16 protein-coding genes and 2 tRNA genes are annotated in these 23,616 nt (G+C 71.7%); 9 read left to right on the forward strand and 9 right to left on the reverse strand.

From position 1 onward, the window contains the following. The first annotated feature begins 64 nt into the window (after positions 1 to 64). Positions 65 to 1,696, forward strand: a complete 1,632-nt coding sequence (locus WG209_RS01340; RefSeq protein WP_337173189.1) for a TROVE domain-containing protein — start codon at positions 65 to 67, stop codon at positions 1,694 to 1,696. Positions 1,697 to 2,009: 313 nt separating this feature from the next. Here WG209_RS01340 and WG209_RS01345 read toward each other — a convergent pair whose 3' ends face one another. The 3 genes from WG209_RS01345 to WG209_RS01355 form a co-directional block, all read right to left on the reverse strand. Further along, positions 2,010 to 2,816: an SDR family oxidoreductase gene (locus tag WG209_RS01345; RefSeq protein ID WP_337173190.1), complete on the reverse strand. Its 807-nt coding sequence runs from the start codon at positions 2,814 to 2,816 to the stop codon at positions 2,010 to 2,012. Between the two features lie 48 nt (positions 2,817 to 2,864). Continuing rightward, entirely contained in the window at positions 2,865 to 3,638 is a 774-nt protein-coding gene (locus WG209_RS01350; protein ID WP_337173191.1) for a glucose 1-dehydrogenase, read from the reverse strand. A gap of 365 nt (positions 3,639 to 4,003) precedes the next feature. Then, the gene (locus WG209_RS01355; protein ID WP_337173192.1) at positions 4,004 to 4,945 is read right to left on the reverse strand and encodes a 2-hydroxyacid dehydrogenase; all 942 of its coding nucleotides are present in this window, start codon (positions 4,943 to 4,945) and stop codon (positions 4,004 to 4,006) included. A gap of 191 nt (positions 4,946 to 5,136) precedes the next feature. Here WG209_RS01355 and cimA point away from each other — a divergent pair, with 191 nt between their 5' ends. The 7 genes from cimA to WG209_RS01390 all read left to right on the forward strand — a co-directional run bounded on the left by cimA (position 5,137) and on the right by WG209_RS01390 (position 13,213). Then, on the forward strand, positions 5,137 to 6,738 hold the full coding sequence (cimA, locus tag WG209_RS01360) for a citramalate synthase (protein WP_337173193.1): 1,602 nt from the start codon (positions 5,137 to 5,139) through the stop codon (positions 6,736 to 6,738). A 17-nt stretch (positions 6,739 to 6,755) separates the two neighbouring features. Continuing rightward, complete coding sequence (locus WG209_RS01365) at positions 6,756 to 7,406, forward strand: Uma2 family endonuclease (protein ID WP_337173194.1); 651 nt, start codon at positions 6,756 to 6,758, stop codon at positions 7,404 to 7,406. Continuing rightward, positions 7,403 to 10,207, forward strand: coding sequence for a valine--tRNA ligase (locus WG209_RS01370; protein ID WP_337173195.1), 2,805 nt, complete (start codon positions 7,403 to 7,405; stop codon positions 10,205 to 10,207). Before WG209_RS01365 ends, WG209_RS01370 begins: the two co-directional genes overlap by 4 nt. A gap of 97 nt (positions 10,208 to 10,304) precedes the next feature. Continuing rightward, positions 10,305 to 10,703: a bifunctional nuclease family protein gene (locus WG209_RS01375; RefSeq protein WP_337173196.1), complete on the forward strand. Its 399-nt coding sequence runs from the start codon at positions 10,305 to 10,307 to the stop codon at positions 10,701 to 10,703. 50 nt (positions 10,704 to 10,753) lie between these two features. Next, a tRNA-Ser gene (locus WG209_RS01380) sits at positions 10,754 to 10,840 on the forward strand. A gap of 32 nt (positions 10,841 to 10,872) precedes the next feature. Next, positions 10,873 to 10,957: transfer RNA gene (locus WG209_RS01385), tRNA-Leu, on the forward strand. A 57-nt stretch (positions 10,958 to 11,014) separates the two neighbouring features. Further along, on the forward strand, positions 11,015 to 13,213 hold the full coding sequence (locus WG209_RS01390; protein WP_337173197.1) for a hypothetical protein: 2,199 nt from the start codon (positions 11,015 to 11,017) through the stop codon (positions 13,211 to 13,213). On the opposite strand, the gene WG209_RS01395 is transcribed toward WG209_RS01390, so the two are convergent. Together WG209_RS01395 and WG209_RS01400 are read right to left on the reverse strand one after the other, a co-directional pair. After that, on the reverse strand, positions 13,187 to 15,829 hold the full coding sequence (locus tag WG209_RS01395; protein ID WP_337173240.1) for a protein kinase: 2,643 nt from the start codon (positions 15,827 to 15,829) through the stop codon (positions 13,187 to 13,189). The two genes, WG209_RS01390 and WG209_RS01395, sit on opposite strands and share 27 nt — an antisense overlap. 38 nt (positions 15,830 to 15,867) lie before the next feature. Continuing rightward, a complete protein-coding gene (locus tag WG209_RS01400) occupies positions 15,868 to 16,923 on the reverse strand; it encodes a Gfo/Idh/MocA family oxidoreductase (protein WP_337173198.1) in 1,056 nt (351 codons plus the stop codon). A gap of 150 nt (positions 16,924 to 17,073) precedes the next feature. Between WG209_RS01400 and WG209_RS01405 the strand changes: the two genes are divergently transcribed. After that, a complete protein-coding gene (locus tag WG209_RS01405) occupies positions 17,074 to 17,808 on the forward strand; it encodes a class I SAM-dependent methyltransferase (protein ID WP_337173199.1) in 735 nt (244 codons plus the stop codon). Positions 17,809 to 17,821: 13 nt separating this feature from the next. Here WG209_RS01405 and WG209_RS01410 read toward each other — a convergent pair whose 3' ends face one another. From WG209_RS01410 to WG209_RS01425, 4 genes are read right to left on the reverse strand one after another with little or no spacing between them, the layout of a single operon-like run. Beyond that, on the reverse strand, positions 17,822 to 19,954 hold the full coding sequence (locus tag WG209_RS01410) for a glycosyltransferase family 39 protein (RefSeq protein WP_337173200.1): 2,133 nt from the start codon (positions 19,952 to 19,954) through the stop codon (positions 17,822 to 17,824). 45 nt (positions 19,955 to 19,999) lie between these two features. Further along, the gene (xylB, locus tag WG209_RS01415; RefSeq protein ID WP_337173201.1) at positions 20,000 to 21,541 is read right to left on the reverse strand and encodes a xylulokinase; all 1,542 of its coding nucleotides are present in this window, start codon (positions 21,539 to 21,541) and stop codon (positions 20,000 to 20,002) included. Continuing rightward, complete coding sequence (locus tag WG209_RS01420; protein ID WP_337173202.1) at positions 21,538 to 22,383, reverse strand: MBL fold metallo-hydrolase; 846 nt, start codon at positions 22,381 to 22,383, stop codon at positions 21,538 to 21,540. The genes xylB and WG209_RS01420 overlap by 4 nt, the downstream gene beginning before the upstream one ends. A 19-nt stretch (positions 22,384 to 22,402) precedes the next feature. Beyond that, a complete protein-coding gene (locus WG209_RS01425; RefSeq protein WP_337173203.1) occupies positions 22,403 to 23,431 on the reverse strand; it encodes a cobalamin-independent methionine synthase II family protein in 1,029 nt (342 codons plus the stop codon). Positions 23,432 to 23,616 lie beyond the last annotated feature (185 nt).

The following is a 23,616-nucleotide window of genomic DNA, read 5'->3' on the forward strand; positions in this document are numbered from 1 at the left end:
ACTCCCGCCCCGGGCGCTCGGCGGGCCGACGCTTCGTCGACCTTGCCCGCCGAAGGAGGTTGCGATGGGCATCAAGTTCCTCAAGCATTTCGCCACGCGCCGGACGCCCCAGACGGAGCCGATCCCGGGCAAGGCCATGACGCCGAACTCGGCGGGGGGCTACTCGTTCGCGGTCGACGACTGGACCCGCCTGGAGCGGTTCCTGATCCTCGGCTCCGAGGGGGGCTCGTACTACGCGACCGAGCGCGCCCTGACCGTGGAGAACGCCCACGCCGTCGTCCGCTGCGTGGAGGCCGACGCCCCGCGCGCGATCCGTACCATCGTCCAGGTGAGCGAGTCGGGCCGCGCCCCGAGGAACGAGCCGGCCGCGATGGCGCTGGCGATCGCCTCGGGCCTTGGCCATGCCGCCGCCGCGTCCGAGGCGCTGCCGAAGGTCTGCCGCACCGGCACGCACCTGTTCGCCTTCGCCGAGGCCGTCCAGAACGTCCGCGGCTGGGGGCGCGGGCTGCGCAAGGGCGTCGCCGCGTGGTACGAGGGGAAGTCCCCGGATTCGCTCGCCTATCAGGTCGCCAAGTACCAGGGCCGCAACGGCTGGTCGCACCGCGACCTGCTCCGGCTGGCCCACCCGGTCGCGGCCGACCCGGCGCGGCAGGCGGTCTATCGTTGGGTGGTCGGCGGGGCGGGGGCTCTCGGCCCGCGCGAGGTGAAGCGGGGCGAATCCGCGGCGTCGTACCCCGACGTCTCGGCCGACCTCCCGCGCCTGCTCGCCGCGACGGACGAGGCCCGGACCGCCGACCGCGACGCCGTGATCCGGCTGATCCGCGACGACGGCCTGCCGCGCGAGTGCATCCCGACGCAACACCTGAACGACCCGGCGGTCTGGGAGGCCCTGCTGGAGAAGATGCCGCTCATGGCCATGGTCCGCAACCTGGCCAAGATGTCGGCCGTCGGCCTGCTGGCCCCCGGATCGAAGGCCGCGACGACGGTGCGCGAACGGCTCGCCGACGGCGACCTGATCCGCAAGGCCCGGCTCCATCCGCTGGCGATCCTCCTGGCGGGCTCCGTGTACTCCACGGGCCGCGGCCTGAAGGGGAAGCTGTCGTGGGAACCGGTCGCGACGATCAAGCACGCGCTCGACGACGCCTTTTACAAGGCGTTCGGCAACGTCGTCCCGGCGGGGAAGCGGACGCTGATCGGCCTGGACGTCTCCGGCTCCATGTCGGGCGGCCAGGTCGCCGGCACGCCGTTGACGCCCCGCGAGGCCGCCGCCGCGCTCGCGCTGGTGACGGCCCGCGTCGAGCCCGAGTACCACGTCGTGGCGTTCCAGGATCGGCTCGTCCCCCTGGACGTCTCGAAGCGGTCCCGGCTGGCCGACGTGATCCAGAGGACCTCGGCGCTGCCGTTCGGCGGGACCGATTGCGCCCTGCCCATGCGTTACGCCACGGAGAACGAGCTGAATGTCGATACCTTCATCGTCCTGACCGACAGCGAGACCTGGGCCGGCCCGATCCACCCGTCGCAGGCGCTCCGCGAGTACCGCGAGCGTAGTGGCCTGCCGGAGCGGCTGGTCGTCGCGGGCCTCGTCTCCAACGGCTTCACCATCGCCGACCCGGACGACGCCGGCATGCTCGACGTCGTCGGCTTCGACGCCTCGGCCCCCGAGCTGATGGCCGGGTTCTCGCGAGGTGATTTCTGAGCGACGCCCGACGCGCCTCATGGCGCGTCGGGCGTCTCTAGCTCGGCCTCGGCATCGAACTAACGGCGCGAACGGCCTTCCCCCCCGGTGGGGGAAGACAGACCGCGAAGCGGTCAGATGAGGGGGAGCCCGCCCGCCGAGCTTCGGAATTCGGGATCCCGGCCCAGGCAACCGGCCGGGGAAAGGCCCTTCGAACTCCAAAGGTCGCGTCGCTAGTCCCCCCTCATCCGGCCCCGCGGGCCACCTCCCCCCACCGGGGGGGAAGGCCGTTAGGATGACACTTCATTCATGGGCCGTCGCGTCACTCTCGTGATCACCAGTGCATCACGAAACCGCCGTCGACATTGATCGTCTGGCCGGTGACGTGGGCGGCTCGGGGGGAGGAGAGGAACACGATCATGTCGGCGACGGCCTCGGGCGTCTGCCATCGGCCGAGGGGGACGACCGCGCGGATCTTGAGGTCGGACCACGCCTCGTAGGTCAGGCGCGCGGACGGGTCGGTCTGGTCGTGCCACGCTTGCCAGACCGAGCGATTCAAGGGCGTCTGGACCATCCCGGGGCAGACCGTGTTCACGCGGATCCCCCGCGGGGCGAGGTCCTTCGCCAGGCATTGCGCGAAGTTGATGTTCGCCGCCTTGGAGGCGCTGTAGGGCGGGTCGGTCTGGGAGCCGATCTGGCCGGCGACCGAGGCGACGAACACCATCGTCCCGGCCGATCGCCCAACCAACGTCGGCGCGACGACGTGCGCGACGTTCGCCGTCCCCACCACGTTCACCCGCAACACCCGCTCCCAGTCCGACGGCCGCAGGTTCGTGAACGGGAAGCCGAACTTCCCCGAGCCGATCGCCGCGGCGTGGACCAGGTGGTCCGGCGCTCCCAACTCGCCCGCCGTCCTCGCCAGGGCCGTCGCGACTGATTCCTCCTCGGCCACGTCGACCGCCACCCCCACGGCCTCGACGCCGAACTCGCCCCGGATCGCCTCCGCGGGGTTCTCGGCACCGGCGAGATCCCAGATCGCCACGCGGGCGCCCTCCGCCGCGAACAGTCGCGCCGTCGCCAGGCCGATCCCGCTCGCGCCGCCGGTGACGATCGCCGTCCGGCCGTTCAACTCAAGGTCCATCGGTGACGCCTCGCATGACCATCGGATGCGACGACTCGGGGCGGGAGTCTAGCGCGCGGTCCAGCCGCCGTCGACGGTGAGCGTCGAGCCGGTCACGAACGACGACGCGTCGGAGGCCAGGAAGAGCGCCGCGCCGGCGATCTCGCGGAGTTCGCCCCAGCGGCCCATGGGGATGTTGGCGACGAACTCCGCGTATCGGGCCGGGTCTTCCAGCAGCGGGCGGTTCATCTCGGTGGCGAACGGGCCGGGGCAGAGGGCGTTCACCGTCACGCCGCGGTCGGCCCACTCCAGCGCCAGCGTGCGCGTCAGCCCGAGCAACCCCGCCTTCGACGAGGCGTAGGGGGTCCGGCCGGGGATGCCGATCGTCGACAGGATCGACCCCAGGTGGATGATCCGCCCCCAGCCGCGCTCGGCCATGGCGGGGCCGAACCGCCGGGCCAGGAGGAACGGTGCCTTGAGGTTCGCGCCGAGCACCGCGTCCCAGTCGGCCTCGGACAGGTCGGCGACGGGCCCCCGGATGTTGATCCCCGCGCTGTTGACCAGGATGTCGACTGTCCCGGCCTCGGCCGCCAGCCGGTCGACGTCCTCGGCCCTGGTCACGTCGGCCGCGATCGCGACGGCCGTCCGCCCGTGCTCGGCCGCGATCTCGGACGCGGCGCGCTCGCAATCGATCGCCGTGCGGGCGACGATGACCACGTCGGCCCCCGCCTCGGCCAGCGCCCCGGCGATCACCCGCCCCAGCCCCTTGCTCCCCCCCGTCACCAGGGCGCGGCGCCCTCGAATCTGGAACAGGCCCATCACGCCCGTCGCGGGGCTCTCCATCGCCGTCTCTCCCGGGAAAATTCCCCGATTCCTGAAATCTCGCGCGGCACGTCGAGATCATACCAGAGCGGATCGTGGCTCCTTGACAATTCGGAAGCGGGATCGGGACCGGGGCCCACAAGCCACCGGCGTCATCGCGAGGGTTCGGTTCGCCTGGTCGAAGATGTCTGCTTGCCGGCCTGGATCGCTATCCTTGGCCGCGATCGGCGAAGCCTCCTCCAGGCCACGTCTCCTCGCCCGGCGCCTCAAGATTCGTGAATCGATTTCGACGAACGAAGCCAACTCGATATCGTCGAAAGCATTCTGCAATTAATACCTTGCGTCGAATTTGCCGGCATCCCGCGATGACGAACGAAGCCAACTCGTCAGAGCGGCAGGGGCGTCGGCAGGAGCGTGCCGGCGAAGTGGGCCTGGAGGTTGCGGACGACCAGTTCGGCCATGGCGGCGCGGGTTTCGACGGTCGCGCTCCCCTGGTGGGGTTGCAGGACGACGTTGGGGAGGACGCGGAGGGCCTCGGGGACGCGGGGTTCGTCGGCGAACACGTCGAGGCCGGCGGCGGCGAGCCGGCCGTCGCGCAGGGCCGCGATCAGGGCGTCCTCGTCGACCACCGACCCCCGCGCGACGTTCACGAGGATGCCGTCGGGCCCCAGGGCGTCGATCGTCTCGCGGTCGATCAGGCCGCGGCTGGCGTCGCCCCCGGTCGCCGCGACGATCAGGAAGTCGACGTCGCGGGCGAGCGCGGCGGGGCTGCCGTAATAGATGTAGGGGGACTCGATCGGCCGGCGGTTGTGGTACGCCACCTGGACGTTCATCGCCTCCAGCCGCCGGGCCACCGCGCGGCCGATGCGACCCAGGCCGACGATCCCCGCGCGGCGGCCGTGGACCCGTCGGGCGAGCGGCCGGTTCCCCTCGCGCTCCCAGGCCCCGGAACGGACGTGGGCGTCGCCGGCCACCAGCTCGCGGGCGGCGGCGAGCAGCAGGGCGAGCGCCATGTCGGCCACGTCCTCCGTGAGGACGTCGGGCGTGCTGGCGACGATAATTCCCCGGGCCTTCGCGTGGGCCAGGTCGACGGCGTCCAGCCCGACCGCGTTGACGGCGACGATCTCCAGGTTCGGCAGCGCGGCCATCAGCTCGGCCGACGCCCCGAAGCCGCCGGTCGTCGCGACCCCTCGGATCGTCGGCCCGACTTCCTGGATGAAGGCCGCCGGGTCGTCCGCCTCCCAGAGCCGATGGACCCGGAACGTCCGCTCCAGGGCGGTCAGGGCGGCGGGGATGGTGAGCCGTGTCATCAGGACGTCGGGCTTCATCGCGGGGGCTCGCTCGGGGAGTTTGGTTGTAGCGGACGGGTCTTTCGCGCGGATGGGCCTGCGCGAGGGGCCGAACGTCGGCTGTCCGCGGGGCGTCGTCATAGGATACAATCCACCTCTTCCACCGGGATCGAGGACCATGCCGAGGGGGGCCGCGCGCCACGCCTCGGGACGGGGGCGGACGGACGGCGATGACCCGAATTGCGATCTACGACACGACCTTGCGCGACGGCAGCCAGGGGGAGGGGGTCAACTTCTCGCTCCAGGACAAGCTGCACGTCACGGCCAAGCTGGACGAGCTGGGGGTCGACTACGTCGAGGGGGGCTATCCGCTCTCCAACCCGAAGGACGCCGCCTACTTCCGGGCCGTCCGGGACCTGCCGCTGGAGCGCGCCCGGGTCGTCGCCTTCGGCATGACGCGCCGCCGCGACATCTCGGCCGAGGACGACATCGGCATGCGGGCCCTCGTCGGCGCGGGGACGTCGGTCGTGACGGTCGTGGGCAAGACGTGGGACCTTCACGCCCGGGAGATCCTGGGGGTCTCGCTGGAGGAGAACGTCCGGATGATCGGCGACTCGGTGGCGTTCCTCGCCGCGAACGTCGCCGAGGTCATCTACGACGCCGAGCACTTCTTCGACGGCTACCGCCGCAACCCCGACTACGCGCTGGAGACCATCCGCAAGGCGGCCGAGTCGGGCGCGGCGTGGATCGTCCTGTGCGACACCAACGGCGGCACGTTGCCGGAGCAGGTCGCCGAGGCCGTGGCGGCGGTCGCCCGGGAGGTGGACGTCCCGCTGGGGATCCACACCCACAACGACGGCGAGCTGGCGGTCGCCAACGCGCTGGCGGCCGTCCGGAGCGGGGCGCGTCAGGTCCAGGGGACGATCAACGGCCTGGGCGAGCGCTGCGGCAACGCCGACCTGTGCGGCGTCATCGCCAACCTGGCGCTGAAGTATCCGGGATATCAGGTCCTGGCCCCGGGGAGGCTGGCGCGGCTGACGGAGGTCTCGCGCTATGTCGACGAGACGGCGAACATGATCCCCCGGCCGGGCCAGCCGTTCGTCGGCTCCAGCGCCTTCGCCCACAAGGGGGGGATGCACGTCCACGCCGTCCGCAAGCTGGCGTCGAGCTACGAGCACATCGACCCGGCGGAGGTCGGCAACGAGCGCCGGATCCTCGTCAGCGAGCTGTCGGGCAAGTCGAACATCGCCGAGAAGCTGGACGAGTACGACCTGGGCCGCGACGAGGCGCTGCTGGCCCGGGTGCTGGAACGGGTCCAGGATCTGGAGAACGAGGGCTACCAGTTCGAGGCGGCCGAGGCGTCGTTCGTCATGCTGGTGGAGAAGCTGGCCGACCGCCACCGCCTGGCCTTCGATCCCCTGGGCTTCCGCGTCAGCTTCGCGGGCAACGGCGAGGCGGGTTCGCTCACCGAGGCGACGGTCAAGCTGAAGGTGGGCGAGGCCGTCGAGCACACCGTCGGCGAGGGGGACGGCCCGGTCGACGCCCTCGACTCGGCGCTGCGGAAGGCGCTGGAGTCCCACTTCCCCGCGCTGAAGTCGATGCACCTGGTCGACTACAAGGTCCGCGTCATCAACGCCCGCGCCGGCACCGCCGCCAAGGTCCGCGTGGTGATCGAGAGCGCCGACCACGACGACGTCTGGGGGACCATCGGCGTCTCCGAGAACGTCATCCAGGCGAGCTGGCTGGCCCTGCTGGACGCGTTCGAATACAAGCTCGCCAAGGACGCCCGCCAGCCCCGCCCCGCGCGAACCGAGCCCGCGACCGCCTCCTGACCGCCGGAGCACCCGCCATGGCCACCGACGTCCAGCCCGACGCCAAGGCCGCGCCCGCCGACCCCGGGCGGCGGCCGTACCGCTTCACGGCCGAGCAGTTCTGGAAGATGATCGAGGCCGGCGTCTTCCCCGAAAGCCACTTCGAACTCGTGCGAGGCCGGATCTACCTGACGACCAAGCACGAGCCGCACAATTTCACGGTGCGTCGGACGGTCAAGCTCCTGCGGGCCATGACGCCGGCCGGCTTCTATGTCCGCCCCGAGGCGTCGTTGCGGCACGATCGTTGGAGCGTCCCCGAGCCGGACGTCGCGGTGGTCCCGGGCGACGAGGACATTTTCCAGCCCGAGCCGCCCTTGACCTCCGAAGCCGTCCTGATCGTCGAGGTCTGCGCCAGCACGCCGTGGTCCGACTACCGCCAGAAGGCCGGCCTCTACGCCTCGGCGGGAGTACCGACCTACTGGATCGTCGACGTCGTGGGCCGCAAGATCGACGTCTTCACCAAGCCCCGAGGCGCGGGCCGCGAGGCCGCCTACGCCGAACATCATGCCTTCGCCGAGGGCGCCCCGGCCCCCGTCGTCCTGGACGGCCGCGAGGTCGGGCGGGTCGACGCGAAGGATCTCCTCCCCCCGATCGAAGAACCCCCGAAACCCACAAGCCCGACGGCATGAACATCCAAGAAATCCCCAAGCAGTACGACCCGAAGGACGCCCAGGACCGCTGGTACAAGGTCTGGACCGACCGCGGGTATTTCCACGCCGACCCGTCGAGCGACCGGGAGCCGTACTGCGTCGTCATCCCGCCGCCGAACGTCACCGGCGCGCTGCACCTCGGCCATGCGTTGAACAACACGCTCCAGGACGTGCTGGTCCGCTGGCGCCGGATGCAGGGTCGCGACTGCCTCTGGATGCCGGGCACCGACCACGCCGGCATCGCCACCCAGGCCGTCGTCGAGCGTCGGCTGCTGGAGGAGCGGAAGCTCACCCGCCACGACGTCGGCCGCGAGGTCCTGGTCGAGATGATCTGGGCCTGGAAGGACGAGTACGAGGCCCGCATCCTCGGCCAGCTCCGCCTCATGGGCTGCTCGTGCGACTGGGAGCGCGCCCGGTTCACCCTGGACGAGACCTGCTCCCGCGCCGTGCGCCGGACGTTCCTCAACCTGTTCAAGGCCGGCAAGATCTTCCGCGGCAAGAGGCTGGTGAACTGGGACGTCCAGCTCCGCACCGCCGTCGCCGACGACGAGATCTATTACGAGGACAAGCCCGGCAAGCTCTGGACGATCCGGTACCCCGTGACAGGCTCGGACGAGGCGCTCCACGTCGCCACCACCCGCCCCGAGACGATGCTGGGCGACACCGCCGTCGCCGTACACCCCGAGGACCCCCGGTACAAGCACCTGATCGGCAAGACCCTGGACCTGCCTCTGACCGGCCGCAAGATCCCGGTCATCGCCGATGGCGTCCTGGTCGACCCGAAGTTCGGCACCGGCTGCGTGAAGGTGACCCCCGCGCACGACCCGAACGACTACGCGACCGGCCAGCGCCACGGCCTGCCGATGATCAACCTGATGAACCCGGACGGCACCTACAACGAGGAGGCCGGCCCGAAGTACGCCGGGCTCGACCGCGTCGTCGTCCGCAAGCGGGTCGTCGCCGACCTGGAGGCCGCCGGCCTGCTGGTGAAGGACGAGCCGTACAACGTCCGGCTCAACTTCTCCGACCGCAGCAAGACCCCCATCGAGCCCTACCTGTCCGACCAGTGGTTCGTCCGCATGGCCGACGACCCGGACGGCTCCCCCGGCTTCGCCCAGCTGGCCATCGACGCCGTCGCGTCGGGCAAGGTGCGGATCACCCCGGAGCGCTACGCCAAGAGCTACGCCGACTGGCTCGCCGAGAAGCGCGACTGGTGCATCAGCCGGCAACTGTGGTGGGGCCACCGCATCCCCATCTGGCACTGCTCGACGTGCTCGGCCGACGACCTCGAACGGGCCTTCGCCGGGCGCCCGGACGTCTTCTGGTCCCCCGCCGAGTCCGGCGGCTGGCTCGTCTGCTCGGAGAGCGACATCGCCGCCGACGCCGTCCCCGGCCACGAGCTGGCCCAGGATCCCGACGTCCTGGACACCTGGTTCAGCTCCGCCCTCTGGCCCCACTCCACGCTGGGGTGGCCCGAGGAGACGCCCGAGCTGCGCAAGTACTACCCGACCAGCGTCCTCTCCACCGCCCGCGACATCATCACGCTCTGGGTCGCGCGGATGGTGATCTTCGGCCAGTTCAACGTCGGGGACGTCCCGTTCCACGACGTCTACATCCACCCCGTGATCCAGGACGGGAACGGCAAGCGGATGTCCAAGTCGGCCGGCAACGGCGTCGACCCGGTCGACATCATCGAGGCCTACGGGGCGGACGCCCTCCGCTACACCCTGGCCGCGGGCGCGACGGAGACCCAGGACCTTCGCATGCCCGTCGAGAAGCTGAAGCTCCCCGACGGCCGCGAGATCAACACCTCGGACCGCTTCGAGCAGGGCCGCAACTTCGGCAACAAGGTCTGGAACGTCGCCCGCCTGGTCATGATGAACCTGGAAGGCTATGAGCCCGCCCCGGTCGACGTCGCGAGCCTCCCCGTCGAGGACCGCTGGATCCTCGCCGAGCTGGACGCCGTCGTCGCGGCCACGAACGACCACCTGGAGCGCTTCCACTTCGCCGAGGCCGCCAAGGGCCTGCGCGACTTCGCCTGGGGCGAGTTCTGCGACTGGTACGTCGAGTTCGTCAAGAACCGCCTGCGCGACCCCGACGCCCGCCCGGTCGCCCAGCGCGTCGCCGCGGCGGTGCTCGACTCGCTATGCCGGCTGCTCCACCCGTTCATGCCCTTCCTGACCGAGCAGATCTGGGAGCCCCTGGGAGAGCTGGCCCCGTCGCGCGGCGTCCCCGAGCCGGCCCCGGCCGAGCCGCACGCCTGCGTCGCCGCCTGGCCGACGGCCAGGGGTCTGGAGGACGCCGAGGCCCGCGCCACGGTCGACCAGTGGAAGGAGAAGACCGCGGCGATCCGCAACCTCCGGGCCGAGCGGAACGTCCCCAAGGACGCCAAGATCGCCCCCCGGATCGTCGTCGCCGAGGGGGCCGTCGCCGACCGCCTCCGCCGAGGCGAGGCGTTCATCAAGGCCCTCGTCGGCGCGGAGAGCGTGGCCGTCGGCCCCGAGGCGGACGCCCGCCCCGCCGACTCGGCCGTGGTCGTCCTCGCCGACGCCGAGGTCGTCCTGCCGCTCGAGGGGCTGATCGACAAGGAGGCCGAGAAGGCCAAGCTGAGGAAGTCGCTGGCCGACCTCGACAAGCAGATCGCCCCGCTGCGGGGCAAGCTCTCCAACGAGTCGTTCGTCTCCCGGGCGCCGGCCGACGTGGTCGCCTCGTCGCGGGCCAAGCTCGCCGAGCTGGAGTCGCAGAGGGCTTCGGTCGTCGCCCTGCTGGAATCGGCCTGATCGGGCGCCCGCCGCGCGTTGACGACGCGCGGCGGGGCCGATACCATCATTTCTGCCCGGCGCGACGTCCGGGGGCGAGAGGAAGGGGGCGCCTGCCGTGCCGGTCCAGATGGAGCTAACCCGGATCATCATCAATGAGAACAGCGACCAGCACATCATCTTCCTCAGGGAAGTCGACGGCGAGCGCACGTTCCCGATCGTGATCGGCATCTTCGAGGCCACCAGCATCGATCGCCGCGTGAAGAACCAGCCGACCGTGCGCCCCCTGACGCACGACCTGCTGGCCAACGCCATCGACGCGCTGGGAGGCGAGCTGGCGGACATCTACATCAGCGAGCTGCGCAATCACACCTACTACGCCAAGCTCCGCATCCGGCACGAGGGCGAGCTGATCGAGGTCGACTCCCGCCCCAGCGACGCCATCGCGCTGGCCGTGGCGGTCGACGTCCCCATCTACGTCGCCGAGGAGATCATCGACGAGGCCACGAATCAGTGACGCGAACCGGCCGGCCCCGGCCCGCGTCGATAGGAGGCCAGGACGATCCCGGAGGGGTGCCAGAGTGGTCGATTGGGGCGGTCTTGAAAACCGCAGGTTCCGCAAGGTTCCCGTGGGTTCGAATCCCACCCCCTCCGCTCCCGATAGAACAACCTTCACCCCCGCTCACGCCGGCGTGGCGGAACGGCAGACGCTGGGGACTTAAAATCCTCTGGGCGGGAACGCTCGTGTGGGTTCGACTCCCACCGCCGGCACTCGATCGCTGAAAGGCCCGACATGGCGCCGACGACCGCCGCCGACCCGAGGCGCGCATGAAGCCGCTCGCATCCCTCGCCCGCGTCGGCCCCGCCGGTTGGCCCCTGGCGTTGACGGCGGCCGTCCTGGCCGGGCTCCTGGTCGGGATCGAGCCGGTGGGGGGCGACCCGGACCGGATGTACCGGCCGATCAAGGCCGAGCTGGCCCGGACCATGGCCGAGGGGGCCTCGCCGTTCTGGTCGGACCGCCTCGGCCTGGGCTACCCGTTCGCCGCCGAGAGCCACGCGGCGGCGTTCTACCCGCCGAACCAGCTCCTCTATCGCGCGCTCCCCGTGCCGATCGCCTACCGGCTGTCGATGCTCGCGCACTATTTATTGATGGCCGGGGGGACGTTCGCCTACGGCCGCTCCCTGGGCCTCTCGCCGCCCGGCGCTGGGCTGGCGGCGCTCAGCTTCACGTTCTGCGGGTTCCAGTCGATCCATTCCAGCCACGAGTGGGCCTATCACGCGCTGGCGTATCTGCCGCTCTGCCTGCTGGCGGCGGGGCGGATCATGGCCGGGGGGGGCTTGGGGTGGGTCGCGGCGCTAGGGCTGGCGTTCGGGGTCCAGTTGACGGTCGGGCATTTCCAGGCGCAATCGTGGACGGCCGGGCTGGTGGTCGCGTCGGCCTCGTGGATGGTCGTCGAGTCGCCGCGCCTGGCGCGTCGGCTGCCTTTGGTGCTGCTGGGGCTGGCGTGGGGGGGCGCGATCGCGGCCATCCAGCTCGGGCCGGCGTGGGAGCTGGCGCGGTTCGTCGGTCACGACGACCGGCCGTTCCTGGAGCTGGCCTTCTACGGCTTCCCCCCCGCGCACTGGGCGGAACTGGTGGTCCCCGGCTGGCTGCGCGGCATCCCCGGCGGGCCGGAGGCGGGCTACTGGTATTCCCAGGGGACCACGGGCTACGAGGCCTGCCTGTACGTCGGCACGATCCCGCTGATCCTGGCGTTCGTCGGCCTGCTGTCGAAGCCCGACGCGGGGTCGCGGTTTTGGATCGCGGTCGCGCTGGCGACGTTCCTCCTGGCGATCCTGCCGGCGGTCTCCCTCCCGGCGTTCCGGTGGGTCACCTCGATCCCGGGACTGGGGCTGTTCCGGGCCCCCGGCCGGTTCCTGGCGGTGACCAGCCTCGGCCTGGCGCTGCTGGCCGGGAAGGGGCTTGATCGCGCCCGCGGTAGGCCGTTGGCCTGGGTCGCGCTGGGGCTGGCGATCGCCTTCGCGGCGGGGGGGATGGCCTGGGCCGCCTCGTGGTCTTGGCGGCCGGACCACGTCCGCGAACTGGGGGGCGACCGCCTGCTGATCCGGCTGGGCGTCGCGGCGAGCGTCTGGCTGGCGTCGGTCGTCCTGGCCGCGGCCTGGCTGCGCGGCAGGTTGCCGGCGGCCGTGCTCCTGGCGGCGACCGCCTGCGAGCTGGGCGTCCTCTACTACACCTCGACGACCGATTGGGGATGGGCGGCGGCCGTGCCCGAGTCCAGCCCGATCCTTTTGAAGCTGGCCGAGGAGCCCGACGTGGGCAAGGTGGCGGGGATGCTCAGCGACATCCCGCTGCGCTTCGGCGCGGCGGTGAGCTTCCCCTACACGGGCTTCCCGCCCCTGCCGCCGAATGACCGCCTCGAACGCCTCAACGGCCGCGAGGCCGGTATGCGGCTGGCGTACGGACAATCGGGCGACGACCGGCGCCGATTCGGCGTGACCCACGGGGTCTGGGACGTGCCGATCGACGCGCCCGGCGCCGTCCTCGTCGCCGAGGGCCCGGACCCCACGCTCGATCGGATCGCCTCCCGGCCTCCGGGGTCTCCGCCGCGATCGAGGTGGCGACTCTACCGATTCGCCGAAGTCGGTCCTTCCGCGACGGTCTCCCCCTCCGCGGAAACCGGCGGGGCGGTCGTCCGCTCCGGCGTGCTCTCCTGGGACGGCCGGACGGCTGTCGTCGAGCATGACGGGCCGTGCCGACTGGTCGTCAATCGCACATATTACCCCGGATGGACCTATCGGGCCGAGCTGGACGGCGCGACGGCCGCGACCGGTGCGGTCGCCAACGCGGGCGGCCGCCAGGCGGCCGACCTGCCGGGCGCGGGGACACATCGTGTGACGTTCACCTATCGGCCGACGAACCTGACGACCTTCGCGGGCCTCAGCGCCGGGGGGACGGCCCTGGCGCTGGGAGCGCTGGGATGGGCGGGGTGGCGGCGTCGATCACCGTCGGCCGAGCAGGACGCCTAGCGCCAGGACGACGGCCCCGGCGATCATCGCCTGCGTGGGCTCCGAGAGTCGGGGGGCGAGCCACGTGAAGGACAGGCCGAGCGCCGGGCCGAAGAGCGCGACGAGCGCGGCCAGGTAGGCGGCCAGGCCGACGCCCATCGACCGGAACGCGAGCGAGACGAGCAGGAGCAGCCCGGCCGCGCCGACGTTCGCGGCGGGGATCGCCCGGAACGGGCCGGGGACCCATTCGTCGCCGAGCGGCCGCGCGACCTGGGCGGGATCGACGGCGATGTCCACGCGCACGTCGCGCAGGGCGTCCGGGTCGGCGTTCTCGGCGGCGGCCCTCGCGGCGCGGCTGATCTGGACGGCGGCCTCCGCGACCTGGTCGGCCGTGACGACCTCGTGGCTGTGCATCCAGTAGCCAAGGACGGCCAGCAGGAGCCCGCCGAGGATGAGCCGCGGCAGGCGTCCGAACACTCGCCCCGTCAGCGCTTCGAGCCGTTGCGCCATCGGCCCCGGGCCGTCGTGGCGTCCCTGGATGACGCGCTCGGGGTCCTCGATGGCGTCGCGGAGCTGCTGGGTGATCGTCGGCCCGGAAGACCCCGGGGCGCGTCGGCCGCCCCGGAGCGCGGCCTGCTCGTCGCGCCACTCCGCCGCGGCGGCGATCAGGGCGCGGGAGACCCGCCAGGAGAGCCGCCTCGCGGTCATCAGGTTGAGCCCCTCGGCCTCGAAGCGCGCCTCCTCGACCTCCTGGAACAGCCGGCGGAGTCGGGCGTCTCGCCTCATCTGGACCAGGCCCGAGAGCAGCCGCTCCAGCCTCCCGGACCACCACCGTCGACTCTCGGCCGACGGGGCCGTCGGGTCGTCGAGCGCCCGGAGCCGCTCGGCCGCGAGGGCGCGCTCTCCGAAGACGGCGGCGAACAGCGCCTCCCAGCCCGGCCCCGCCGCGAGGATCAACGCGTCCCGCAGCCCGCGCTCGTCCAGTCCCGCGCGCCGGAGCCGCCGCAGCGGCTCGCGGACCGTCTCCACGGCGGCGTCGCGATCGGCCAGGTACGGGCGCTCGACGTAGTAATGGAACCCCGCGATCAGCGCGCCGACGCAGATCCCCAGGAAGATGATCGAGCCGAGGAACCCGCCGTACACGGCCATCCCCAGCAGGACGAGCGAGACGATCCCGCCGACGATCCACGACCGGACGCCGTGGCCCAGGAACAGCTCCCGGAGCAGGGCGACGAGCCCGGACGGCCGGAGCGACCTCGACGCCGCGGCCAGCGCGGAGGCCGTCAGCAGGCCGAAGCCCCCCACGACCACCATCGGCCGGAACGCCCTCATCGCCAGCAGGAGCAGCAAGAGCGCGAGCCACGCCCCGCCGACCGCCAGGAGGATCCGGCTCCGCAGCCGCGCGGCGGGGGCGTCGCGGAGGATCGTCGCGGCCTCGACGATCGCCGCGCGGTATGCCTCCTCGTCGGCCGTCGCCCGCGCCCGTCGCTGTCCGAGCGCCCCTTCGAGCACGTCGATCACGACGTTCATGCTCGGGTAACGCTCCTCGGGCGCGCGCCGGGTCATCGTCACGATGGCGTCATTCAGGGCGGGGGGGATGTCGGGGACGAACTCGCGCGGGGGGACGAGTTCCTCGTCCTGGCGGCCCTCGATCATCTCGGCGGCCGTGGCGCCGGCGGACGGCGGCCGGCCGGTGACGAGGTGGTGGAACGTGCATCCCAGCGCGTAGACGTCGGCGCGGCCGTCGATGATCAGGGCGTCGCGGGCCTGCTCGGGCGCCATGTAGGCCGGCGACCCCACCGCGGCGCGGCGGATGGGGGGGGCGGCGGTGGCGGGCGCGTCCTCGGCCGCGGTCCTCCCCTTGCCGCGCGGGCCCTTGGAGGACGCTCGCTCGCGCGCGTTCTCCGCGGCGGCCAGCGACGGCGTCGTCTCCAGGCCGAGGTCGTCCACGACGACCAGGCCGTCGGGGGTGAGGCGAAGGTTCTCGGGCTTCACGTCGCGGTGCCAGATCCCCTGGGCGTGGGCCTCGGCCAGCCCGCGCGCCGCCTGGAGTATCCACGCGGCGGCCGCGCGCGGGTCGATCTTGCCACGGCGGGCCAGTTCCTCGGCCAGCGACGCGCCCGGGACGTACTCCACCGCGGTGTAGACGCTGGACCTGTCGCGGCCCAGGGCGACGATGGGGATCAGGTGCGGGCTGTCGAGCTGGGCCGTCGCCAGGGCTTCACGCAGAAACCGCTCGACGAAGACGGCGTCGCGGCCGCGATCGGCCGAGATGACCTTGAGCACCACCCGCCCCGCCAGCGACAGCGGCCTCGCCAGCAGCGACTTTCCCCGGGGACCGTGCCCGAGCAGCTTGAGGACCAGGCAGCCCCCCAGCAGCCGAGGCGTCCCGCGCGGGAGGCGGCTGTAGCCGGGCTCGGGCGCGTCGGCGTCGAGCGTCGTCGGGATCGCCTCCAGCGACGGCGCCGAGGCCTCGGCCCGCCCGCCGGCCGCCGGTTCGACGATCGGCTCCACGGCGTCCCCTTCCGGGATGCGCAGCGAGAACGCCTTGCGGCAACTCGGGCACGTCGGCGCGAACCGACCGGGCATGAGGTCCACGATCCGGATCGGGTGCCGGCACGACGGGCAATGGATCACCAACGCGAAAACCTCCGGCCACCGGCCCGAAAATCATCTCAACCCCAGGGCCCCTCGATCGTGCGGTTCTCGCGTGACGATCGCAAGGCCGCCTCCAGGATCCGCACGACGTCGCGGGCCTGCTCGGCGGTCACGGCCAGGGGCTCGCCCGTCGCCAGGTGCGCGGCGACGTTCGCGTAGTAGCCGTCCCAGTGCGAGCGGACGGAGGGGACGCGACGTCGGAAGGTCTCGGGGTCCTTCGACGCGGGGTCGGCGTCGACGGCCGTGGAGAGCATGCCTTGCTGGCTCTCGGCCTCGTCGGCCGCGTCGATGTCCCCGCCGCGCAGGGCGTCCTCCTGCGGGTCGACGCCATGCTTGACGTAGCCCCCTCGCGAGCCGACGACCCACCATCGCGGGCGGTCGATGCGGCAGATTCGGCTGGTCTCCGCCTGGAAGACGGTTCCGTCGAACTCCAGGATCATCCGGCCGTGGCCGCCGATGTCCACGCCCTCCCAGGGGCTTTCGAACAGCCAGGCCGTCACCCGCCGGCAGGGGCCCAGGCCCAGTTGGAGCGCGTGGTCGACCATGTGCGCGCCCCAGTCGTGGAGGATCGTCCCCGACGCCCCCAGCTCGCCTCGCCAGCCTTGCGGGGCCTTGAACCGGCAGACCGCGCTCTCGATCAGCAACGGGCGGCCAATCGTCCCGTCGGCGAAGAGCTTGCGGATCGTGGCGAAGTCCCAGTCCCAGCGCCGATTGTGGAAGACCGAGAGCATCCGGCCGGACCGGTCGCGCGCCTCGATCATCCGGTCGGCGTCGGCGGAGGTGAGCGCCATCACCTTGTCCACGACGCAATGCCGGCCGGCCTCCAGGGCCCGCGCGGCCTGGTCGGCGTGGACGTCGTGCGGCGTGGCGAGCACGACCAGTTCGACGGCCGGATCCGCCAGGGAGTCATCCAGGCTGGCGTACGTCGCCACGCCCTGCTCGGCCTCGGCGCGGGCGCGGACCTCCGGCTTTCGCGCGACGACGCCGCGCAGCTTCAAGCCCGACTGCCGACGTATCAGGGGGCAATGCAGCTCGCGCCCCGCCATGCCGTATCCGACCACGACCGTGTTCATGGAATCCCCATCCCAAACCTCCCGACGAGTCCCCCGCCCCGCGACGCCCGACGGGTGGATTGACGGGGGCGGATCGCACAGGCGACGATGTCTCCCTTCGATGGAGAAGGTCTCGACGGCCACGGAAGAACGGAGCACGGTCTCACAACCATGAACCCCTACCGAGAAGCATTCTACCAACGTCAGGCCGAATGGCACGGATACGATAAGCCCGGTTTCGCCAAGCAGAAGCACGACCAGCGCGTCCGCTACTACGACTGGTACACGCGCGGGTGGCTCCCCGAGGACCGATCGACGCCGATCCTGGACATCGGCTGCGCCAGCGGCCAGCTCCTCTACTTCCTCCGCGAGCGCGGCTACACCGACGCCGTCGGGATCGACCTGGACCGGGCGCAGGTCGAGGTCGCGAAATCCCTGGGCCTGGACGCGCGATGCTCCACCGCCGCCGACTTCTTCGCCGGCGAGGAGGCGTCGCGGTCGTTCGGCATGATCGCCATGCTCGACATCCTGGAGCACTTCACCCGCGAGGAGCTGTTCCCCCTGCTGGAGTCCGTGGTCGCCCGGCTGGCGCCCGGCGGCAGGCTGATCGTCAGCGTCCCCAACGCCGACAGCCCGCACGCGACCCGGGCCATCTACGCCGACATCACCCACGAGATCGCCTTCACGCACACCTCGCTGGCCGAGCTGTTCTTCTGCCACGGCCTCAAGCTCACCGACCTGCGCGACCCCTGGCCCGCCCCGGTCAGCCTGATGGGGCGGGGCTACCGGGCCTTCAGCGCCGTGACGCGCAAGCTGGAGGCGTTCCGCCTGAGGCTGCTTGGGTTCGACTCGCCGACCTACTGGTCGTCCGTCGTCTGGGCGGTGGCCGAGAAGCCGAAGGCGTGACCACGCCTCCCGGCTACGTGCCGGGCCTCGCCGCCGGGGTCTCGAAGGCTTCGGCGGCGCGGGCGACGTCCTCGGCCGTCAGGTGATAGAGATAGATCGAATGGCCGATGCGATGCCTCGGCTCGAACATCCGGAAGTAGCCGTAGACGTCGGCCTCGGACGCCCACGCGGGGGCCCAGACTTCCTGGTAATGCGGCGTCGGGTCGTAGAACCGCCACTTGAGGCCGTGGACGAGCGTCGCGCTCACGGCGTACCAGCCGGGCTTCAACTCGGGGGCCGGCCCCGTCAGGCGGGCCAGCTGCATCGGGTTGGCCGCGCGGGCGTCCATCCGCTCGAGCCTCCCCGGCCGCGGCGGCGGCAGGAACCAGTCGAAGCGGTCGCCGCGCAGGGTGAAGATGCTGGGGTTGATCTGCCCGAAGTACGCCAGCCCGATCGGCTCGTCCGGGATGTTCGCGCGGCACCACTCGCGCAGGTTGACGAGGTCTTGGCCCCAGTCCAGGTTGCTGTCGATCAGCCGAGGCGGCGTCCGGTCCGGCCCGCCCGAGACGGCGTTGAAGTACGCCAGGTAGTGCGGGTGGATCCGGGCCGTCGCCGCGACCGTCAGCGCCACGCAGGCGACGAGCCCCGCCCGCGCGACCGTCCGCGCCCGGCCGCTCCGCGCCTCGGCCCACGGGACGAGCTTCCCCGCCTGCACGAACAGATAGGGGAACACCGCCAGGATGTAGCGCAAGCCCAGGTTGATGTCCGTCAGGAAGGACATGGCGAACAGGACGACCGTCGGCACGACCCATAGGGCGATCTCGTCCGACCACGCCTCGCGCGTTCTCCGCCCGAACGCCACCAGCGCCAGCGACGCCGCGAGGATCAGCAGCGTCCCCTCGGGGACCTTGTAGGCGAGCGTCGCCAGGTAGTAATACCACCAGCCCGACGGCCGCAGCTCGCCGTTGAGGTAGACGAGGTAGCCCCCGACGGAGCGGTCGCGCGACGCGGCCTCGCGCCGGGCGCCCTCCACGTCGCCCGCGGACAGGCTTTGATACGCGCGTTGGAAGCGCAGCGGGATGCCGTCGGCCTCCAGCTTCTGCTCGTCGAAGCCGAGGAGGTAATGCTCGGGCAGGGGGCTGGGGAGCCGCTCCAGGAACGTGCCGCGGAAGCGGTTCTCCGCGAATGGCCAGTGCATGCGGAACAGCGGGTTGTCCGAGGCCGGCGCCGCGCGCACGCCCCCCGGCGGCGGCTTCGTCAGGCTCGAACTCGCGAACTCGAAGCTCCCCAGCGGCCGGCCGACGCCTTCGAAGAAGTACCCGACGTCGATCGTCAGGATGCTCAGCGCGACCACCAGCGCCGCGTGGCCGAGCCCCCGGCCGACCCGCCTCGTCCACCGCTCCACGCCTGGCACGAGCGCCAGCCGGACGACCCACAGGAAGGGCCATACGAAGTACAGCAGCAACATGCTGAACTTGCTGAGCTGCGCCAGGCCGAGGGCCACGCCGGCGATCGCCGCCCGACCCCAGGACGGCCGGCGCAGGTAGAGCCAGAACAGGAACGTCGCCCCCGCGCCGATGGCCGTCGAGCCCAGGTCGGACGTCACCAGCCGGCCGTGCGCCAGGACGTTCGGGCAGAACGACCAGAGGGCCAGGCTAAGCAGGCCGCCCGTCGCGCCGTACAGCCGGGCCGACCAGGCGAAGACGACCAGCCCCCCCAGGATCGAGAACAGGGGCATGACCATCCGAGCCAGGTCAAACAGCTCGAAGTAGCGGTCGGCGTTCGCGTAGGCGAAGTCCTGCGAGAAGTTCAACTGCGCCGGCTCGGGCTGGGTCCACGCCCGGCGCTGGTACAGCGGCTCCAGCACCGGCCCCGCCAGCCAGACCGGCAGCGCCGCGACCATCTTCACGAGCGGCGGGTTGTGGTGGTACAGCCGGAACGTATGCTTGTCCCAGTAGGTCACCCCGGCCGGCAGGTGCGCCGCCTCGTCGACGGTGGCGTTCTCGGAGAACAGGCTGCGCTCCGCCAGAGCCAGGTGGACGCCCAAAATCGCCGCGACCGCCACGCCGCTCCAGAAGGCTCGGCGCGGGGGCGTGGCGGCGGGGGGGGGCGCGACGATCGGCGTCTCGGGGGGGCGTTCGGGCTGCGGGCGGGGCTTGCGGGCCAAGCGACGGCTCCAGGACGGGGCTTTCAGGGGTCGGGCCGCTCGGGTTCACATCCCCCGGGCGACCAGTTCGCCGATCTCGCGGAAGCTCCCCTTGAGGTTCCGGTAGAGGTCCCGATACACCTTGTAGGCCCGATCGTAATAAGCCCTGGCCCTGGGGTCGACGGCCGTGCTGTCGACGGTCTTGATGGTGGCGTCGCAGGCCTCTGGGACCGTCGCGTAGGCGCCCGTCCCGACGAGCGCCAGCAGCGCCACGCCGAAGGCGGGTCCTTCGCTCGCGTTGATGACGTGGACGTCCGTGCCGTAGATGTCCGCCTGGATCTGCCGCCACAGCGCGTTGCGGGCGCCGCCGCCGGAGACGCGGATCTGCTCGATCTCCACGCCCATCTCGCGGATCGGCTCCAGGCTGTCGCGCATCGCGAACGTCGCCCCTTCCATCACGGCGCGGATCATGTGCGGGCGGCCGTGCCGGACGGTCAGGCCGATCCAGCCCCCCTTGGCGTCCGGGTCGAAGTGCGGCGAGCGCTCGCCGGTGAGATACGGGAGGAAGAACAGCCCCTCGGCCCCCGGGCCCGCCAGCGCGGCCTCCGCCGTCAGGATCTGATAGGGGTCGACCCGCTGCTCCCTCGCCAGGGCGACCTCGGCCTTGCCCAGCTCGTTGCGGAACCACTGGAGGCTCCCGCCGGCCGAGAGGACCACGCCCATGACGTGGTACTCCCCCGGGACCGACGCGCATCCGCGCTGGAGCCGGCCCGCCGGGTCGAAGCCCAGGTGTTCGGCGTGGGCGAAGACGACGCCCGACGTGCCCATCGTGGCCGACACGACCCCCTGCCGCACGATCCCGTTGCCGACCGCCCCCGCCGGCTGGTCGCCGCCGCCGCCGACCACCTTCACCCCCACCGGCAGCCCCGTCGCCTCCGAGCCGATGGCCGAGATCGCGGCCGAGACCTCGGGGCTCTCGTGACACGCCGGCAGCAAAGCGGGGTCGAGGTCAAGCTTGCCCAGCAGCTCGCGGCTCCATCGACGGTTGGCGACGTCCAGCAGCAGCGTCCCGGATGCGTCGCTCACCTCGGTCGCATAGGTCCCCGTCAGGCGATACCGGATGTAGTCCTTCGGCAGGAGGACCTGGCGGACCCGGTCCCAGTTCGCCGGCTCGTGGCGGCGGACCCATAGGAGCTTGGGGGCCGTGAAGCCGGTGAGGGCCCGGTTCGCGACCATGCCGATGAGGGCCTCCAGCCCGCCGGCGCGCTCCTCGATCTCGGCGCACTCCGCGGCGGTGCGCTGGTCGTTCCAGAGCAGGGCGGGGCGGACGACGCGGCCGTCGGCGTCCAGGAAGACCGAGCCGTGCATCTGGCCGGACAGCCCCAACCCCGCCACGTCTTCCGGCCGGAACGCGCCGGAGGATAGCACCGACCGCAGCGTCTCCTTCGTCGCCGTCCACCAGAGTTCCGGGTCCTGCTCCGACCACCCCGGCCTCGGGTGCGAACAGGGATATTCCGACGACGCCGAGGCCAGGATCTTCCCGGTCTCGTCGATCGCCAGCGTCTTCGTCCCGGACGTCCCGACGTCGATCCCGATGGTGACGCTCACGGCCTGATCTCCCAGCGCTCGCCGCACTTCAACACCCTCGGCTCCACCTCGGCGGGCAGGCGACGCGCCTGGTCCTCGAACTCCCGGATCGGGACGGTGTTGAAGGTGAACATGTCATAGTGATGCGGGACGACGAACCGCGGGCGGACCCGCGCCGCCAGCTCGACGGCCTCCGCCGCGCCCATGTTGCCGGGGACGCCGCGCGACGGGTCGCGGCCGTTGATCGGCAGGAAGAGGACGTCGAAACGCTCGGCGGCCAGGGCCTCGGCCAGCCCCTCATAAGCCAGCGAGTCGCCGCTGTGGTACATCCTCAGCCCGCCGACCTCGATGATGAAGCCGAGGTAGGGGTGCCGCCCCGCCGCGTCCCGGTCGAACTCCTCGTGCGCCGAGGGGATCGCGCGGACCCTCGCCCCCGCGCCCCGGACCTCGCCCCCGGCGTCGATCCCGATCAGCCGCGACTCGTCCAGCCCCATCCCCAGCGCGTGCGCGCGGATCGCCTCCGGGAAGACGAGCTTCGCCGAGGTGGACGCCGCAAGCAGGTCGGGGACCGTCCCGGGGTCGAGATGGTCGGAGTGCTTGTGGCTCGCCAGGAGCAGGTCGACCGTCGCCAGGTCCCCCCCGCGCAACGGGGCGCGGGTCATGCGGACGTGGGGCCTGTTCGTCTTCTCATACTTGTGCGTCAGGTGCTCGGACAGGTAGAGGTCGACCCCCAGCAGCCCCCCGGCCGAGCGGATCAGGAACCCGCTCTGGCCGGTCCACCAGACGACCGCGCCGGCGTCCGGCGGCGGATCTTGCTCGATCTCCCGGACCAGCGCGGCCCCGCTCAGGACGGGCTCGATCATGGCGACCCTCCCGGGCGGTTCAGGCCCCGCCGATCTCGTCCCGGACGATGGCGGCGCCCTCGGCGAGCGTCCGGGCCTTGGCGACCGCGATATGCCGAGCCGTCTGCGAGAACCCGCAGTCGGGCGTGACGGAGACGCGCCCCGGCGCGACGTGACGCAGGACCTCGCGAAGCCGATCCGCGACCAACTCCGCCGGCTCTACCCAGGTGTTCTTCACGTCCACCAGCCCCACGGCCACGTCCATGCCCTCCGGCAGCTCCCGGAGCAGCTCGATCTCGGCCATCTCCCGGCTGGCGAACTCCAGCGCGAGCTGGTTCACCTTGGCGCGGCCGATGTGCGGAAAGAGCGGCCGGTACGACCGCCTCCCCACCGCCCGAGCCCGGTAATTGCCGAAGCACATGTGCATGCTGATGTAAGCGTTGACTCCCTCCACCGTCCGGGCGATGACGTCGAGGAAGTCGTCCGCGGAGTCGGGATGGCAGGCGAAGCTGGGCTCGTCGAGCTGGATGAAGTCCACTCCGGCCGCCGCGAGCGCCCGCAGCTCGGCGTTCACGATCGGGATCAGGGCCCCGGTGACGGCCGCGCGGTCGCGGTAGACTTCGCCGCCGTTGATGCAGCCGGCCAGCGTGAACGGGCCGGGCACCGGCGTCTTGACCGGGACCGGGACATACTCTCGCAGGCGATGGTATTCCGTGACGACCCCCAGGCCCTCGGGGGCGGTCAGGGGGGCGACGCAGCGATAGCGGTCGCGCTGATCGTGGGCCGGCGCGCCCCATCGCCGCGCCACGCGCAGGGGCTCCAGGCCTCCCAGGTACTCGTAGAAGCCGAGGTTGAAATCGACGCGCTGCATCTCGCCGTCGGTGACCCGGTCCAGGCCCGCGCGGAGCTGGTCGTCGACGGCCAGGCGGACGGCGTCGCGGACGGCCTCCTCCCGGTCGACGGGGCCATAGAGGTCGGGATGCTCCCGGACGTCCAGGATGAATTTCTCATACCAGCCGGGGAACGACCAACTGCCGATCACCGTGGCGGGGATCAGGACTTCCGCCATTCCTCACCTCGATCTTCGCCGCCTCCCGGCCGCGAGCTCACGCGCCCGGACAATCCACCGCACGACCGCCGTCGAATGTAGCGGGGCCGGGCGCGCCATGCCAGGGGATGGCGCCGGGGTGGCGTGTTGATGGCGATGCCCGGCGGGGAGGGAACCCACGAGGGGCCCTCCCCGAGGACGGTGCC

This window comes from Paludisphaera sp. (genome assembly GCF_037189885.1).
Lineage (GTDB): Bacteria > Planctomycetota > Planctomycetia > Isosphaerales > Isosphaeraceae > Paludisphaera.

Coding starts and splice junctions, on each gene's coding strand:
- WG209_RS01340 (WP_337173189.1), top strand. CDS start 65: ATGGGCATCAAGTTCCTCAAGCATTTCGCCACGCGCCGGACGCCCCAG.
- WG209_RS01365 (WP_337173194.1), top strand. CDS start 6,756: ATGGCCACCGACGTCCAGCCCGACGCCAAGGCCGCGCCCGCCGACCCC.
- WG209_RS01350 (WP_337173191.1), bottom strand. CDS start 3,638: ATGGAGAGCCCCGCGACGGGCGTGATGGGCCTGTTCCAGATTCGAGGG.
- WG209_RS01405 (WP_337173199.1), top strand. CDS start 17,074: ATGAACCCCTACCGAGAAGCATTCTACCAACGTCAGGCCGAATGGCAC.
- WG209_RS01390 (WP_337173197.1), top strand. CDS start 11,015: ATGAAGCCGCTCGCATCCCTCGCCCGCGTCGGCCCCGCCGGTTGGCCC.
- cimA (WP_337173193.1), top strand. CDS start 5,137: ATGACCCGAATTGCGATCTACGACACGACCTTGCGCGACGGCAGCCAG.
- WG209_RS01425 (WP_337173203.1), bottom strand. CDS start 23,431: ATGGCGGAAGTCCTGATCCCCGCCACGGTGATCGGCAGTTGGTCGTTC.
- WG209_RS01370 (WP_337173195.1), top strand. CDS start 7,403: ATGAACATCCAAGAAATCCCCAAGCAGTACGACCCGAAGGACGCCCAG.
- WG209_RS01420 (WP_337173202.1), bottom strand. CDS start 22,383: ATGATCGAGCCCGTCCTGAGCGGGGCCGCGCTGGTCCGGGAGATCGAG.
- WG209_RS01400 (WP_337173198.1), bottom strand. CDS start 16,923: ATGAACACGGTCGTGGTCGGATACGGCATGGCGGGGCGCGAGCTGCAT.
- WG209_RS01345 (WP_337173190.1), bottom strand. CDS start 2,816: ATGGACCTTGAGTTGAACGGCCGGACGGCGATCGTCACCGGCGGCGCG.
- WG209_RS01355 (WP_337173192.1), bottom strand. CDS start 4,945: ATGAAGCCCGACGTCCTGATGACACGGCTCACCATCCCCGCCGCCCTG.